Annotated in this window: 15 protein-coding genes; 10 read left to right on the plus strand and 5 right to left on the minus strand. The window is 57.0% G+C overall.

Annotation, left to right across the window (positions count from 1 at the left end):
• The first annotated feature begins 25 nt into the window (after window positions 1-25).
• Complete coding sequence (locus L384_RS05400; protein ID WP_023324629.1) at window positions 26-1531, plus strand: carboxylesterase/lipase family protein; 1506 nt, start codon at window positions 26-28, stop codon at window positions 1529-1531.
• Here L384_RS05400 and L384_RS05395 read toward each other — a convergent pair.
• Entirely contained in the window at window positions 1518-2360 is an 843-nt protein-coding gene (locus L384_RS05395) for a LysR family transcriptional regulator (RefSeq protein ID WP_022651173.1), read from the minus strand. The genes L384_RS05400 and L384_RS05395 overlap by 14 nt on opposite strands.
• Window positions 2361-2473: 113 nt before the next feature.
• Between L384_RS05395 and L384_RS05390 the strand changes: the two genes are divergently transcribed.
• From L384_RS05390 to rimL, 4 genes are all read left to right on the plus strand, one after another.
• Window positions 2474-3643 (plus strand): pyridoxal phosphate-dependent aminotransferase, encoded by a 1170-nt coding sequence (locus L384_RS05390; protein ID WP_023324630.1) that lies wholly within the window; start codon window positions 2474-2476, stop codon window positions 3641-3643.
• A 10-nt stretch (window positions 3644-3653) separates the two neighbouring features.
• Complete coding sequence (locus tag L384_RS05385; protein WP_023324631.1) at window positions 3654-4427, plus strand: ABC transporter substrate-binding protein; 774 nt, start codon at window positions 3654-3656, stop codon at window positions 4425-4427.
• A 230-nt stretch (window positions 4428-4657) separates the two neighbouring features.
• Complete coding sequence (locus L384_RS05380; protein ID WP_032609161.1) at window positions 4658-6313, plus strand: glucan biosynthesis protein D; 1656 nt, start codon at window positions 4658-4660, stop codon at window positions 6311-6313.
• Between the two features lie 105 nt (window positions 6314-6418).
• A complete protein-coding gene (rimL, locus tag L384_RS05375) occupies window positions 6419-6958 on the plus strand; it encodes a 50S ribosomal protein L7/L12-serine acetyltransferase (protein ID WP_023324633.1) in 540 nt (179 codons plus the stop codon).
• On the opposite strand, the gene ydcK is transcribed toward rimL, so the two are convergent.
• Window positions 6953-7933 (minus strand): YdcK family protein, encoded by a 981-nt coding sequence (gene ydcK / locus L384_RS05370; protein ID WP_023324634.1) that lies wholly within the window; start codon window positions 7931-7933, stop codon window positions 6953-6955. The two genes, rimL and ydcK, sit on opposite strands and share 6 nt — an antisense overlap.
• Before the next feature lie 121 nt (window positions 7934-8054).
• Here ydcK and tehA point away from each other — a divergent pair, with 121 nt between their 5' ends.
• A complete protein-coding gene (gene tehA / locus L384_RS05365; protein ID WP_023324635.1) occupies window positions 8055-9050 on the plus strand; it encodes a dicarboxylate transporter/tellurite-resistance protein TehA in 996 nt (331 codons plus the stop codon).
• On the plus strand, window positions 9050-9643 hold the full coding sequence (gene tehB / locus L384_RS05360) for a tellurite resistance methyltransferase TehB (RefSeq protein ID WP_003857227.1): 594 nt from the start codon (window positions 9050-9052) through the stop codon (window positions 9641-9643). The genes tehA and tehB overlap by 1 nt, the downstream gene beginning before the upstream one ends.
• Here tehB and pepT read toward each other — a convergent pair.
• Window positions 9640-10869, minus strand: a complete 1230-nt coding sequence (pepT, locus tag L384_RS05355; RefSeq protein ID WP_023324636.1) for a peptidase T — start codon at window positions 10867-10869, stop codon at window positions 9640-9642. The genes tehB and pepT overlap by 4 nt on opposite strands.
• A gap of 111 nt (window positions 10870-10980) precedes the next feature.
• Between pepT and L384_RS05350 the strand changes: the two genes are divergently transcribed.
• Complete coding sequence (locus L384_RS05350; protein WP_023324637.1) at window positions 10981-12576, plus strand: ABC transporter substrate-binding protein; 1596 nt, start codon at window positions 10981-10983, stop codon at window positions 12574-12576.
• A 133-nt stretch (window positions 12577-12709) separates the two neighbouring features.
• The gene (locus L384_RS05345) at window positions 12710-13384 is read left to right on the plus strand and encodes a DUF3313 domain-containing protein (protein WP_003857221.1); all 675 of its coding nucleotides are present in this window, start codon (window positions 12710-12712) and stop codon (window positions 13382-13384) included.
• 34 nt (window positions 13385-13418) lie between these two features.
• On the opposite strand, the gene L384_RS05340 is transcribed toward L384_RS05345, so the two are convergent.
• On the minus strand, window positions 13419-14315 hold the full coding sequence (locus L384_RS05340) for a DMT family transporter (protein WP_003857219.1): 897 nt from the start codon (window positions 14313-14315) through the stop codon (window positions 13419-13421).
• A 174-nt stretch (window positions 14316-14489) separates the two neighbouring features.
• On the opposite strand from L384_RS05340, the gene L384_RS05335 reads away from it, so the two are divergent.
• Window positions 14490-15362 carry a helix-turn-helix domain-containing protein gene (locus tag L384_RS05335; protein WP_003857218.1) on the plus strand — a complete coding sequence of 291 codons (873 nt, stop codon included), beginning with the start codon at window positions 14490-14492 and terminating at the stop codon, window positions 15360-15362.
• On the opposite strand, the gene L384_RS05330 is transcribed toward L384_RS05335, so the two are convergent.
• Entirely contained in the window at window positions 15342-16508 is a 1167-nt protein-coding gene (locus L384_RS05330) for a benzoate/H(+) symporter BenE family transporter (RefSeq protein WP_023324638.1), read from the minus strand. The two genes, L384_RS05335 and L384_RS05330, sit on opposite strands and share 21 nt — an antisense overlap.
• Between the last annotated feature and the right edge of the window lie 45 nt (window positions 16509-16553).

Below are 16553 nucleotides of genomic sequence, written 5' to 3' on the forward strand. Positions count from 1 at the left end.
GGTGTGATGGAAAAAGAAGGTTGGTATGGAAAATCCCTCTGCCCCTGTGGTTGAAACGCGCCAGGGCGCACTGATTGGTTTTACTGAAGGCGATACCCATGTGTGGTGTGGCATTCCCTATGCAGCACCCCCTGTTGGCCCGTGGCGCTGGCGCTCCCCGCGTCCCCCTGCACGCTGGGATGGCGTGCGTCCGGCGACGGCGTTCTCCGCCTCCAGCTGGCAGAGCAGCGAAAGCTGTCAGGAGCTGGGCGGCGGCGACCCCGGCCAGTTCTCTGAAGACTGCCTGTATCTTAACGTCTGGTCGCCAGTGGCTCGCGCCGCTCCGCTTCCGGTGATGGTCTGGCTGCACGGCGGAGGATTTACCCTCGGCGCTGGCGGGCTGCCTCCGTATAACGGCAGGGCGCTGGCGAAGCGTGGCACGGTGGTGGTGACGATCAATTACCGTCTCGGCCACCTCGGCTTTTTTGCCCATCCGGCGCTGGAGGGGGAGGAAGAGCGCGTGGTGCATAACTTTGCACTGCTCGATCAGATTCAGGCCCTGGAATGGGTGCGCGATAACATTGCCGCGTTCGGCGGCGATCCTGAGAAGATCACCGTATTTGGCGAGTCGGCCGGTGCGCGCAGCGTGCTGTCGCTGATGGCTTCCCCGCTTGCGGGAGGACTGTTCCATAAAGCCATTGTGCAAAGCGGGTACACGCTGCCCGACACCCCGCGCGAGCAGGCCATGCATAAAGGCGAAGCGATTGCCGCCCATTTCGGCCTGCACAATGCTACCGCGGAACAGCTTCGCGCGATCCCGCCTGAGGCGTTCTGGCCGCTGACCTCGCCGCTGAATATCGCCCCTGCGCCCATCGTGGGGGATTGCGTTTTGCCTGAGGCCATGCTCGACGTTTTCTTCGCGGCCCGCCAGCATCCTGTACCGGTGATGATTGGGTCGAACAGCGACGAAGCCAGCGTGATGTCGGTATTCGGGGTCGATCTGGCCGGGCAGATCCAGAAGCTCCGCCGCGAGCGGCGTTTTGGCCTGGGGCTGATAAAGCTGCTTTATCCTGGCGTGAAGGGCGATGAGGAACTTGGCAGGCAGGTATGCCGCGACATGGCCTTCACCACCATGGGATACGTGGTAATGCAGGCCCAGCAGCGGGCGGGCGGCCTGTGCTGGCGATACTGGTTTGATTATGTGGCCGAAGCGGAGCACGCGACGTACATCAACGGCGCCTGGCACGGCAACGAAGTGCCCTACGTCTTCGATACCCTTGGACAGGTGGAACCTTCGCGGCAGTATGTGAATGAACGCGATCTGGCCTTCGCCGCTCAGGTGGCGGACTACTGGGTGAGCTTCGCCCGGGATGCGGGGGCACGCGATAGCCTGGCAGGGCCCACGCGCTGGCCCGCCTGCCGGAAAGGGCGGGACGTGCTGTTACGTATTGGTGTGAATAAACATGCAGGTTTTCGGCTTGAAAACCGCTTCATGCGTGCGCGTATGAGCCTCTTCAAACGGGTGATGAAACACCACGTCAGCCTCGACTGAGCAGACAGGCGCGAAACGCATCCAGCCCGTTTTCAGGGCCGGGTGCGTCGCGTAATACCAGCCGGTAGCTCGCCCCCGTCTTTATGCTTGTGTCAAACGGGCGCATCAGCCGTCCGGCGCGCACGTCCTCCTCCACCAGCGTTTCATCCGCGATGGCGATGCCCAGCCCCTGAATGGCGGCGGTAATGGCGAGATCCATGGTTTCGAAGTGTTGATTTTTGAGCATAGCTGGCGGCGGACCCGGCTGTTTCGCCAGCCACAGCGTCCAGTCCGTTTTGTCCCGCGTGGGGTGAAGGAAGGTGAGTGCTTCCAGCGCAGAGCCGGCCCGTAGCGGGCTCATCACCGGGGTTAAGGCCTCTTCGAACAGCAGATCGCCGGCGCTCATGTGCGTCCCAAACACAATCGCCGCGTCACAGGATTCGGTTTTGAAATTGACGTTGTGATCGGTGGTGGTGGTCAGCGCAATCTGGAGTTCCGGCTGTTCGCGCTCCACCTGTAGCAGACGCGGCACCAGCCAGCGCATCGCGCAGGTAGGCGCTTTCAGACGGATTACGGTCTGGTGCGTTCGCGCCTGTTCAGCAACGTTCAGCAGGTGCTCAAAGGCAGATTGCAGCTCCGGCAGCAGGGCGCTTCCCTGTGAGGAGAGACGCAGGCCGCGGGCATGGCGCTCGAACAGCGGGAAGCCGAACCAGCTTTCCAGCGAGGCGATTTTACGGCTTACCGCCCCCTGCGTCAGACAAAGCTCCTTCGCGGCATGGGTAAGATTCAGGTGACGCGCGGTCACGATGAACGTCTCTACGGCATTAAGCGGAAATGAACGACGCGACATATCTCACCTTAGCTATGCATTTTTGTCATGGCTATTATGACAACAATTCGATTGTCCCGGCAATGAAGTTGTTGTTTGAATAGTTATGCATTCACCACGAGAAGGGACAGAGGATGACTTTGAAAACGCCGGTGCAGACACGATCCAAATTGCCCGATGTAGGAACCACCATTTTTACCGTTATCGGCCAGCTTTCAGCCCGGCATAACGCCATCAACCTTTCTCAGGGTGCGCCGAATTTTTCATGCGACCCAAAACTTATCACCGGCGTGACCCGCGCCATGGAGGCAGGGCATAACCAGTACGCCTCCATGACCGGTCTGCAACCGCTCAGAGAGCGCATCGCGGACAAAATTGCCACGCTCTATGGCACACACTATGACCCGGCGAGTGAGGTGCTGGTGACCGCCAGCGCCAGCGAAGGGCTTTACTCAGCCATCAGCGGGCTGGTTCATCCTGGAGACGAGGTGATCTATTTCGAGCCCTCCTTTGACAGCTATGCGCCGATTGTCCGTCTGCAAGGAGCGACGCCGATTGCCATTAAACTGACGGTACCGTATTTTGCCGTGAACTGGGATGAAGTACGGGCGGCTATAACCCCACGCACGCGGATGATCATCGTCAATACGCCGCACAACCCGAGCGGACAGGTGTTTTCAGCCGCCGATCTGCACCAGCTGGCAGCGCTGACGCGCCACACCGACATCATCATTTTGTCTGACGAAGTGTACGAGCACGTCGTTTTTGATGGCGAACCGCACCACGGAATGGCGACGCACCCGCAGCTGGCGGAGCGCAGCGTGATTATTTCTTCTTTCGGAAAAACCTATCACGTCACCGGCTGGCGCGTGGGTTATTGTGTGGCACCCGCGGAACTGATGGATGAGATATGTAAAGTCCATCAATTTTTAATGTTCTCGGCCGATACGCCGATGCAGTACGCGTTTGCCGAACACATGACCGATCCGCAAACCTGGCTGTCGCTGGCGGCGTTTTATCAGCGCAAGCGCGATCTGCTGCAAAGTTTGCTCGCCGACTCACCGTTCAGGCTGCTACCAAGTGCCGGTTCGTTCTTCCTGCTGGCGGATTACAGCGGCTTTAGCGACGAGCGCGACAGCGAGATGGTGAAAAGGCTGATTGTCGAGTACGGGGTTGCCACCATTCCGCTGTCGGCGTTTTATGCCGATGGCACGGACAATAAGTTAATCCGTCTCTCTTTTGCGAAAGATGAGGCGACGTTACGGGCAGGTGCCCAGGCCCTTTGTCGGGTTACACCACGTTAAGGAATTTGAGATGAAATTACGCGCGTTAGTTGTCGGCATGGGACTGTTGTATTCATTCTCGTCGTTTGCCGCCACCGAGTTGCGATACGGGCTGGAAGCGGAATATCCACCGTTTGAAAGCCGCAATGCGTCAGGGGAGCTGGAAGGGTTTGACGTAGAGCTGGGAAATGCCATCTGTAAAGCCGCCGCGCTGAAGTGCAGCTGGGTTGAAACCTCGTTTGATGCGCTGATCCCCGGTCTGGTGGCGAAAAAGTTCGACGCCATAAACTCGGCGATGAACATCACCGAGCAGCGTCGCAAAAGCATTGATTTCACCCAGCCCATCTATCGCATTCCCTCCCAGCTGGTGGGCAAAGCCGGTTCTGCGGTAGAGGCTACCCCCGAAGGGCTGAAGGGCAAAACCATCGGCGTTCTCCAGGGTTCAATTCAGGAAACTTACGCCAAAGAGCACTGGGAAAAGCACGGTGTCACCGTGGTGTCTTATAAAGATCAGAATATGGCCTGGGGAGATCTGCTGAATGGCCGCATTGATGCCTCGCTGGTCATGTCAGCGGCCGGGCAGGCAGGTTTCCTCAGTAAGCCGCAGGGTAAAGGGTTTGGCTTTATCGGCAAACCGGTGTCGGACGACACCATCCTCGGCAGTGGGATCGGCTTTGGGCTGCGTAAAGGGGATGAGGCCACCAAAAAGCAGCTTGATGCCGCAATTGATAAAGTACGTGCCGACGGCACGATCGCTAAACTGGCTGATAAGTACTTCCCGGGTATCGATGTCAGCGTAAAATAACCGCCTCGTTGGTCCCGGCTGTCGATGTCCAGCCGGGGCATTTTTATACATAACTTTACCCCTTTTTCAGGCCGTTCTGGTCGACAGAAAATATTTCTCGGTTTGTTCAGATAATCACCCGCCAACAATTGGATTCTTAACCGTTTTTGTTTAGGCTGTGCGTTCTTTCTTGCCGTCATTTCGCTGCGCGCGAAACTCATTCACACGACCATAAGGACGTTTTCTCAGGCATGAATCGCAGACGTTTTCTCAAAGGTTCCCTGGCAATGGCTGCCCTGAGCGGCACTTCTGGCCTTGCATCTCTGTTTTCCCAGGCGGCGTATGCTGCTGACTCCGACATTGCCGACGGTCAGAGCCGTCGCTTTGACTTCTCTGTTCTGCAATCCATGGCGCACGATCTGGCGAAAACCCCGTGGGGCGGTGCGCCGCGTCCGCTGCCGGAAACGCTGGCCACCATGACGCCGCAGGCGTACAACGCCATCCGTTACGATGAGAAGCAGTCGCTGTGGAATAACATTGAAGGCCGTCAGCTGGACGCCCAGTTCTTCCATATGGGGATGGGATTCCGCCGCCGCGTGCGCATGTTCTCGCTGGATCAAACCACCTCTCAGGCGCGTGAGATCCACTTCCGGCCTGAGCTGTTCAGCTATGGCGATACGGGCGTGGATACCAAACAGCTTGAAGGGCAGAGTGACCTCGGCTTCGCCGGATTCCGCGTCTTTAAAGCGCCGGAACTGGCGCGACGCGATATCGTTTCGTTCCTGGGCGCGAGCTACTTCCGCGCAGTGGATGATACCTACCAGTACGGCCTCTCCGCGCGCGGGCTGGCGGTAGATACCTTTACCGACACCCCGGAAGAGTTCCCGGATTTCACCTCCTTCTGGTTTGAAACCGTTAAGCCGGGTGATACCACCTTTACCGTCTATGCGCTGCTGGACAGCCCGAGCATTACCGGTGCCTATAAGTTTGTGATCCACTGTGAGAAGAGTCAGGTGATCATGGACGTCGAAAACCATCTCTATGCGCGCAAAGACATCAAGCAGCTCGGCATCGCACCAATGACCAGCATGTTCAGCTGCGGCAACAACGAACGCCGCATGTGCGACACCATACATCCGCAGATCCATGATTCAGACCGCCTGGCGATGTGGCGCGGTAACGGGGAGTGGATCTGCCGACCGCTGAACAACCCGCAAAAGCTGCAATTCAACGCCTACCTGGATAAAAACCCGAAAGGCTTTGGTTTGTTACAGCTTGACCGTGACTTCTCCCATTACCAGGACGTCATGGGCTGGTATAACAAGCGACCAAGCCTGTGGGTCGAGCCGCGCAACAACTGGGGGAAAGGTTCTATTGCCCTGATGGAGATCCCGACAACCGGCGAGACGCTCGATAACGTGGTCTGCTTCTGGCAGCCGGAGAAACCGGTGCAGGCGGGTGATGAGCTGGACTTCAAATACCGTCTCTACTGGAGCGCGCAGCCGCCGGTGCGTTCCCCGCTGGCAAACGTCTACGCCACCCGTACCGGTATGGGCGGCTTCCCGGAGGGCTGGGCGCCGGGTGAAAATTACCCGAAAGTGTGGGCCCGTCGCTTTGCCATTGACTTCGTCGGGGGCGATCTGAAGGCCGCCGCACCGAAGGGCATTGAGCCGGTGATCACCCTGTCCAGCGGTGAAGCGAAGCAGGTAGAGATCCTCTATGTCGAGCCATTCGACGGGTATCGCATTCTGTTTGACTGGTATCCAACCTCTGACTCCACCGAGCCGGTGGATATGCGCCTGTTCCTGCGCTGTCAGGGCGATGCCATCAGCGAGACCTGGCTGTACCAGTACTTCCCGCCCGCGCCGGACAAACGTAACTACGTTGACGACCGGATCATGCGCTAGTCCTTATGGGTTTGTGCCGGGTGGCGGCTTCGCCTTAGCCGGCCTGCTCTGGACGCATTTGTAGGCCGGGTAAGCGTTAGCACCACCCGGCAATTAAGAGGCACTATGTCTTCAGAAATCATCCCCGTTAACCAGGAAATCGAGCTTCGCGCCGTCGAAGAGCGCTATACCACCGATCTGCACAACCTCGTAATCAAAAACAAAACCTGGCTGCAAACCGCCTTCGACTGGGCGCAGCATGTCGGCAGCGAAGAGGACACGCGCCGCAACGTGCAGAGCAACCAGATGCTGCACCAGCGCGGTTACGCCAAAATGTTCCTGATTTTCATGAAGGACGAGCTGGTGGGCGTGCTGTCCTTCAACGCGATCGAGCCTGCGAATAAGACCGGGTACATTGGATACTGGCTTGACGAGGCGCATCAGGGGCAGGGTATTCTTTCTCAGGCGCTCCAGACGTTTATGCGCTATTACGTTGAGCGCGGCGAGATCCGCCGTTTTGTGATCAAGTGTCGCGTGGATAACCAGAGCAGTAACCGGGTGGCGCAGCGCAACGGTTTCACGCTCGAAGGTTGTTTGCGGGAAGCGGAAATGCTCAACGGCCGTTACGATGACGTGAACCTGTACGCCAGAATCTTCCCGCTATAGCGCCCCCAGCAGCGGCGTCCGGGTGATCCGCGTGTCGCCGTTGATCACTTTGGCTCCCCGGACGTGAATGCTTTCACCCTCCAGCGCCTCGATAACCGCATCGTCCGTTATTTCCACCTGATGCTCGATCAGGACATCGCCGCTGATACGCGCCCGCCCCTGAATAACCACTTTGTCATCAATCAGGATCGGCCCGCCGCGTAACCACGCCTCGCCGCCTATTAATACGTGGTGTTTAATGACGCAGTTGCCTTCTACGAGGGCGTTTTCCGCGACCTGTGAACTGTACCGCACGGTCGGGATGGCATCATCCTCCAGACCGGCCAGCAAACGGGCGTTGCCGTACACTTTGGCGCAGTCGCACACCCAGACGTTATTCAGCGCGTTGCCCTCAAGAATGGCGCGTTCGAACACCTCGGCACGGTGCTCAACAAAGGCCCAGGTCACCATGGCATCGCCGTAGATTTGCGCCTGATGCACAATACGCGACTGGCTGACCGTGGCTCGGTCATAAATTTGCAGGATCTGCTGACGGTCGGGTGTCAGCCCTTTGGCTGCAATCACCAGGCTGTTATGCAGCACCCGCGCGTCACCCGCGATACGACATTCCCCGCGTACGGTGGAATGCTGAATGGTGACGTTGTCACGTATCATCGCGCCGTGACTCACCTCTGCCGCGTCAAGCCAGCCGTTGCCGCCAACGTGTGCGCGGTGGCTTACGATGCAGGGTTGGGTGAGGCGGGCGTTACCGGATATCCTGGCCCCGGCAAACACCACGCTGTTTTCATCGTAAACCCAGCAATCCCCGTCCTGGGCGAGCGCGTGTTCATCCTCAACCCAACCGCCTTTAGTCCCGCTGGTCACATCGTTAAAATCCTTCACGGCAATAATTTGTCTTAGAGGCGTTGTGCACGGTGTTGATCCGTCCTGCCAGCGCCAGAGACGCGTTTCATTGCTGAGCCGATATTTTGTCATCGTATTATCCCTGAAAAGCCTTTCAATAAACGTAGCAAAGTTTTGGTTTTTCGAAGTGCTGGCGTCCGCACAGGAAACCCCTTAAAATGGCATTTAAAATACATTTTAAACTTTAAAAAAAATGCATAACCTAAACCAACGCGTTCTTAACTTGCCCGCCGGGTATTTCGGTATGGTCCTCGGGACCATAGGTATGGGGTTCGCCTGGCGTTATGCCAGCACCATCTGGCCGGTGACGCGCTGGCCGGGCGAGATCCTGGTGGCGCTGGCGGTGGCGATCTGGTTCCTTCTGAGCGTGGCGTTTCTTACCCGTGCGGTACGGTTTCCACATAGCGTGTTGGCCGAGATGCGGCATCCGGTAATGAGCAGTTTTGTCAGCCTGTTTCCTGCCACAACGCTGCTGGTGGCCATCGGCTTTGTGCCGTGGTATCGCCCGGTGGCGCTGGGGTTGTTTAGCGTGGGCGTGGTGATCCAGCTTGCGTATGCCGCCTGGCAAAGCGCCGGGCTGTGGCGCGGCAAGCATCCGGAAGAAGCCACGACGCCGGGACTCTATCTGCCGACGGTGGCGAACAATTTTATCAGCGCGATGGCCTGCGGTGCGCTAGGCTTCCACGACGCGGGGCTGGTGTTCCTTGGTGCCGGGGTCTTTTCCTGGCTGAGCCTGGAGCCGGTCATTTTACAACGCCTGCGCAGCGCGGGCGAGCTGCCCGCTGCCCTTCGTACCTCGCTCGGGATCCAGCTTGCGCCTGCCCTGGTGGCCTGTAGCGCCTGGTTTAGCGTCAACGGCGGCGAAGCGGACACCTTCGCCAAAATGCTTTTCGGCTATGGCCTGTTGCAACTCCTGTTTATGCTGCGTCTGATGCCGTGGTATCTGTCGCAGCCGTTCAACGCGTCGTTCTGGAGCTTCTCGTTCGGGGTGTCGGCGCTGGCGACCACCGGTTTACATCTTGGGCAGAGCAGTCCGTCAGGGTTCTTTCATGCCCTCGCTGTTCCCCTGTTTATTTTCACCAACGTCATCATCGCGATGCTGCTGGTCCGTACTTTTATCTTGCTGATGCAGGGCAAACTTCTGGTGCGCGCTGATAAGGCACTGCTTATGCAATCTGAGGAAAAATAATGACTGTCGATGAAAACTACTTTACTGAGAAATATGGGCTGACCCGCACGCACTCAGAGGTGCTGCTCAGCGCGGACATTGTTAAGCCGGGAAAAACGCTCGATCTCGGTTGCGGAAATGGCCGTAACAGCCTCTACCTCGCTGCCAATGGCCATGACGTGACGGCGTGGGATAAAAACCCGATGAGCATCGATAACATTGAGCGCATTAAGGCGGCGGAAGGGATCGCGAATCTGCAAACGGCGATTAAGGATCTGAACAACCTGACCTTTGACGGCGAATACGACTTTATTCTTTCCACCGTCGTGTTGATGTTCCTCGAAGCGAATACCATCCCTGGTCTTATCGCCAATATGCAGCGTTGCACTAAACCAGGCGGCTATAACCTGATCGTTGCCGCCATGGATACGGAGGATTATCCGTGCACCGTCGGCTTCCCGTTTGCCTTCAAACCCGGTGAACTGAGTAACTACTACGAAGGCTGGGAGCTGATCAAGTACAACGAAGAGGTGGGGGAACTCCACCGTACCGATGCCAACGGGAACCGTATCAAGCTGCGCTTCGCTACCATGCTCGCACGCAAGCCCGCTTAACGCGCGGCCAGCAGACAGAGTTGCAGGGCCGTGCGACAGGAGGCCTCGAACGACGACAGCGGTAAAAACTCAAACTTCGAGTGGAAGTTATGGGCGCCGGTGAAGAAGTTCGGGGTGAGCAGGCCTTTGGCTGACAGGGCCGCCCCATCCGTGCCACCGCGCATGGGGATCGGTTTTGGGGTGATGCCGAGCGATTCCATCGCCTCGAACATCAGGTCGATCGCGCGGCGGTCTTCGCCAATCGCATTGCTGATATTGCTGTAGGTATCCTCAATGCGATACTCCACGTTTGCCGTGGGATGCTGCGCGGCTATTTGCGCCGCCACATCGGCAATGTGCTGCTTGCGGGCGGCGAAACCATCTTTGTCAAAATCACGAATATTGGCTTTCAGTATCGCTTCGTTCTGCCCGGCCTGGATGCCGTTAAACCAGATAAAACCTTCGCGCCCCTCGGTGCATTCCGGGGTTTGCTGGCGATCGAAATGGCTGATGAAATCCGTTGCCATCAGCAGCGGATTGACCAGCACCCCTTTGGCGGACATCGGGTGCGCCGTGACGCCGGTAAAGCGAATTTCAGCCGCCGCCGCGTTAAAGTTCTCGTAAACAATTTCGCCCAGCTCGCAGCAGTCGATGGTCCAGGCAAAATCGACGTCGAAGCGCTTTAAATCCAGCGCTTTCGCGCCGCACAGGCCAATCTCTTCATCGGGCACAAACGCCACCACAATATCGCCATGGTTGTGCTCAGCGGTGAGGTTTTCCAGCACCGTCATGACCACGGTGACGGCCGCTTTATTATCTGCGCCTAATACGCTGGTTCCGTCGCTGAAAATAATCTCCTCATCAGGATAAGCCAGAATTTCCGGGTGCTCTTTTACGCGCAGCCAAATATCTTTCTCTTTATTCAGACAGAGATCATCCCCCGTAAAGGTTAATATTTGTGGATGAATATCCGGGGATAAACCGACGTCGACGGTGTCGATATGGGTAATAAAACCAATCCGCGGCGCGCCGGGAACATTACCTTTTTTCACGGCGGTAACGGTGGCGAACTCATCTATCACAATATCGTCTAACCCCAGCGTTTTCAGCTCCTTCGCCAGCTCCCGCGCCATGTCGTGCTGGCCCGGGGTGGAGGGCAGGGTTTTGACTTTCGGGTCGCTCTGGCTGGTGATGGCGAGATAGCGGAAAAAGCGTTGGGTTAATTGTCTGGAGAGTTCTGAGCCCATAGTGTTTCCTTCTGTATTTATTTTTCATGTGTTTGCGCCATCACTTTAATGTTATTTATGAAATGGCAAAAGAAGTAATTAGCCGTCGAATTAAAAAGACAGGAATAAATGATGAAAAGCACATTCACAATGATAACGCTGGCGCTTGCTGCACTGACGGTCAGTTCCACCGTCGCGGCAAAAACGCTGGTGTATTGCTCCGAAGGATCGCCGGAAAATTTCAATCCTCAGCTCTATACGTCGGGGACCAGCGTGGACGCCAGCGCCGTACCGGTTTATAACCGTCTGGTCGATTTCAAACCGGGCACTACCGAACTGGTGCCGAGCCTGGCGGAAAGCTGGGAGGTAAGCGAGGATGGCAAGGTCTACACCTTCCACCTGCGCAAAGGGGTGAAATTCCACAGTAATAAGCTGTTCACGCCGACGCGCGATTTCAACGCGGACGACGTGATTTTCTCGTTTATGCGCCAGAAGGATGTGAATCATCCTTACCATAACGTCTCCAACGGCAGTTATTCCAACTTCGAAAGTCTGGAGTTCGGCAGCCTGATTACCGCCATTGATAAAGTTGACGATCGCACCGTGCGCTTCACCCTGGCGCATCCGGAAGCGCCGTTTGTCGCTGACCTGGCGTGGTACTTTGCCTCCATTCTGTCGGCAGAGTACGCCGATGCCATGCTGAAAGCGGGCACGCCAGAAAAGGTCGATATGCAGCCGATTGGCACCGGGCCGTTTAAGCTGTCGCAATATCAGAAGGATTCCCGCATCCTCTTTACCGCTTTCCCTGACTACTGGCAGGGAAAATCGAAGCTGGATCGTCTGGTGTTCACCATCACGCCGGACGCCTCGGTACGTTTTGCCAAAGTCGATAAGAATGAGTGTCAGGTGATGCCGTTCCCGAACCCGGCGGACCTGCCGCGTATGAAGGCTAACAAAGACATCAACCTGATGAGCAAGGCCGGTCTGAATACCGGTTTCCTGGCGTTTAACACGCAAAAGCCGCCGCTAGATAACGTAAAAGTGCGCCAGGCGCTGGCGATGGCGATTAACAAACCGGCCATCATTGAGGCGGTCTTCCACGGCACCGGCACGGCGGCAAAAAACCTGCTGCCGCCTGGCGTCTGGAGTGCCGACAGCGAGCTGAAAGACTACGATTACGATCCAGAAAAAGCGAAAGCGCTGTTAAAGGAGGCGGGGTTTGCCAACGGCGTAAGCATCGATCTGTGGGCCATGCCCGTGCAACGGCCGTATAACCCGAACGCGAAGCGTATGGCGGAGATGATCCAGGCGGACTGGGCGAAAGTTGGCGTGCAGACCAAAATCGTGACCTACGAATGGGGCGAATACCTGAAGCGCGTGAAGGGCGGGGAGCATCAGGCTGCGCTGATGGGCTGGACAACGGCGACGGGGGATCCAGATAACTTCTTCGGCCCGCTGTTTACCTGTACGTCCGCCAACGGCGGGTCGAACTCGGCCAAATGGTGCTATAAGCCGTTTGATAACCTGATTGCCGAAGCTAAATCGATAACCGATCGCGATAAACGCGTGGCGCTGTACAAGCAGGCGCAGCAGATGATGCACGATCAAATGCCGGCGGTAATGATTGCCCACTCGACGATTTTTGAGCCAGTCCGTAAAGAGGTCACGGGCTATGAAATTGATCCCTTCGGCAAACACCTGTTCTGGCAAGTGGACCTGAAAGAGTAATTTTCACTGCCCGGTTTCGGTCGGGCAGTTTTTTCGCTATTTGTGCTGTCTTCGTCATTTTTTGCCACAACACATCGCCCCATTTTTTGTTATAACTTCAAGTGCATACTTGCAGATAACATGGAATACCATCATGCGTACTCACACTTTTTTTAAAGTTGCAGTGCTTTCTGGTCTGTTGGCCCTTTCAGGCTGTGCGTCCAAAGTCGCAGCCCCCGATCAATATTCAGGCTTTTTAAAAGATTACTCAGGCTTGCAGGAGATGAAATCTGCAACCGGGAAGCCAACCCTGCGTTGGGTTGATCCTTCTTATAATGAGGCGAATTATGACAGCATTATCTGGACGCCGATAACCTATTACCCGACGCCAAAACCGACCACTCAGCTTGGGCAAAAAACGCTTGATGAGCTGTTGAATTATACCAATACCAAACTGAAAACCGCGATTGGCCAGCGTAAGCCGATTGTGACGACGCCGGGCAAACATAGCCTGATCTTCCGCGGCGCCATCACGGGTGTGAGCTCAGACAAAGAAGGTTTGCAGTTCTATGAAGTGGTGCCTGTCGCGCTGCTGGTTGCGGGTACGCAAATGGCCACGGGCCATCGTACCATGGATACGCATCTGTTCTTCGAAGGTGAGTTAATCGACGCGGCTACGAACAAACCGGTGATTAAGGTTGTTCGTAAGGGGGAAGGGAAAGAGCTGGCGAACGAGAATACGCCAATGGGCTTCGGCACCCTGAAGCAGGTTGTGGATGACATGGCAACGGATGCCACTATGTTTGATGTTCATCAGACAGCAAATTAATAAAAAAAGGCCTGCATTTTCGCAGGCCGTTTTTTTATGCCGTCCGCAGGCGGCGGAACCAGGTTTCCGGCTTCGTAAACATCACCATATTCCCCCCCAGTATCAACAACAGGCCGACGATCCCGTTGAGATGCCACACGTAACCCTCGTACACCGTTGAAATCGACAGCGCCACCAGCGGGAACAGCAGGGTGCTGTAGGCGGCTTTACCGGGACCAATGCGGCCTACCAGCGTAAAGTAGGCGCCGAAGGCAATCACCGAGCCAAACAGCGCAAGATAGAGCAGCGCCCCCATATAGCTCACCGTCCATTCCGGCATAAAGTTATCGCCTCTGAAGAGGGCGATAAGTCCCATCACGACGGTGCCATACAGCATCGCCCAGGCGTTGGTGGTCATGGTTTCCAGCCCGTTTCGCTGATGACGCATGCTGATCATATTCCCCAGCGAGAAGCCGTAGGTGCCGAGGGCGGAAAGCCCGATGCCCGTAAGCAACGACGCGCTCCAGCCGCTGGCGAGCAGATCGTTCCAGAACAGGGTAATGATCCCGATAAGCCCCAGCGCTGCCGCCGTCCAGAAGCGTGCGGGTGGACGCTGGCCGAAGAAGATAAAGCTGTTGATGGCGTTATACAGCACGGCCATCGAGAAAATCACCGACTCAAGGCCGGTATTGATATGGGCGGCGGCGGTGTAAAAGCACCAGAAGTTGAAACAGAAAACGCAGCAGCCCTGAAGCATGCAGTAGAGATGATCCCGCAGCGCCAGCCTGCGCAGGCGGCGAAGGGCGACCAGGACGATCATCATCGTGGCGCTGGCCACGGCGAAGCGCCAGAAAATGGAGACCGGCGCTGCAACCGGCCCCTGTTGCAAAAAAATGGCGATCCAGGTCGTGCCCCAGATAACAACAACCAGCCCATAGAGTAATGCGTTCATGGTTTCTCTCTTCTCATACCGCGAAAAACAACAGTGTGGCGAAAGAAGATGGGCCCTGCTTTCATCGCCTTGCGCCGGACTTGCAAATTCTTGCGCTTTTTTCTCGCACAATGGCTGGTAACAGGCTGCAACACTTCTTAGACTGACAGTCTGATTAATCACCTGTTTACGGCCATGTCTCTCGTTTACGACACCTTTGAAACGTTACGCCAACAAAATGCGGTGCTGCGGGAAACCGTCGCGCTCAATACTGGCATTCAACTGGCGGCGTGGTACAACAAGCACGACACGATCACCGTGAAAAGCAACCATCACACCCTTAGCCTGTACGTGGCAGATGGCTATGAAAGCTATCAAAAAACGCCGGGTGGCTGGAAAAATGGCGGTGGGCCGGATCGTTTTTGTCTGATGCCGGAAGAGAGCGAATCCACGTGGGATATTCGTGACGACCTGTCGTTCGTGCACCTCTACTGCACCGATGAACACCTGCGGGACGTGGGGGAGAAAATCTGGGATAAACGACCGCTATCGCTGACGCTGGAGGAAAAAATATTCGGCAGCGATCCGAAAATCACCGCCCTTTATCGCCAGTTTTTGCTCGGCTGCGACTGGCAGCAAAACGCCAATCAGCTCACCCTGAGCACCGCGTCGACCTTATTGCTGACGCATTTAGTCCAGCACTATTCCAGCGTACAGTGGAAGCTGCCGGTAGTGACCGGCGGGTTATCGCCGTTTGTGCTGCGCAACGTGCTGGCCTTTATCGAGGAAAACCTGGCGCAACCCTTAACGCTGGCGGAACTGGCGGGCCAGGCCGCACTCAGTGAGTATCACTTTGCGCGGATGTTCCGCCAGTCGATGGGCCTGGCGCCGCATCAGTACGTCATGCAGCGCCGCATGGAGAAGGCCAAAGCGATGGTGCAGCACACGACCACGCCGCTCACCGACATCGCGCTGGCCTGCGGATTTAACTCCGCCAGCCATTTCAGTAACCGTTTTCGCAGCATGACCGGCATTACGCCGTCGCAGCTACGCGCGGCGAAGGCGTGAGAAGACGGCGTAACAGATCCCTCCCAACACCAGCCCCCAGAAGGCGGAGCCAATCCCCAGGAGCGTGACGCCGCTGGCGGTCATCAGGAAGGTGACGATCGCCGCGTCGCGCTCTGCTTCATGATTCAGTGCCTGATACAAACTCCCGCTGATAGTGCCGAGCAGGGCCAGCCCGGCCAGCGCCTGGATGCCGCTCAGCGGCAGGGCGGCCATCAGCCCCGAAATCGTCCCGCCGAACACCCCCGCCAGCAGATAAAACCCACCTGCGGCCGCCGCAGCCAGCCAGCGTTTACTGGCATCCGGGTGGGCGTCCGGGCTCTGGCAGATGGCGGCGGTGATGGCGGCGATGCATATAGAATAGACGCCGAAGGGGGACAACAGCAGCGCCAGCCCGCCTGTGGCAACGATCAGCGGTGAGACCGCCAGCGGATAGCCCGATGCCTGCATGGTGGCGAAGCCGGGCGCATTCTGCGACGCCATGGTCACCAGGAAGAAGGGTAAGCCGATGCTGATCAGGCTGGTGAAGGTGAACGCAGGGGCAATGAATTCCGGCATGATGACCGATAACGTCATCCTGTTCGTGACAACGTCACCTCCAGCCCAGGCAACGAACACGCCCACCAGCAGCGTGGCGACAATGGCGTACCGGGGCGCTACAGCTTTGGCCACCAGCCAGGCGGCCAGCATACTGCCGCAAAGAAAAATGTGTCCCTCAAGATTGCTGAATGCCTTCAGGCCAAACTGTAACAGCACGCCCGCCAGCATAGCGGCGGCAAGCGAGTGCGGGATCAGTTTCATCAACCGGGCAAACAGGCCGGTGACGCCGCACAGCAGAATCAGCGTATTCGCGAATATAAATACCCCGATGGTTTCCGCCAGCGTCACGCCATGCAGGCTGGTGGCGAGCAACGCCGCGCCAGGAGTCGACCAGGCGGTCAGCACGGGGGCTTTATACCACCACGACAATGCCAGCGTGCTGATCCCCATCCCGAGCCCTAGCGCGGTCATCCATCCGGCGATTTGCTGTGTACTGGCGCCAGCCGCCGCAGCCGCCTGCCAGATAATGGCGGCAGAGCTGGCATAGCCCACCAGAACGGCAACAAAACCGGCCAGCACGGCAGGAAAGAGAGAGGCAGTCGATCGCATGGAAACTCCGTTGTGCGTTATAACGTCCGGGATAAGGTATCACTG

Origin of the sequence: Enterobacter sp. MGH 38 (genome assembly GCF_000492855.1) — a bacterium.
Lineage (GTDB): Bacteria > Pseudomonadota > Gammaproteobacteria > Enterobacterales > Enterobacteriaceae > Enterobacter > Enterobacter hormaechei_C.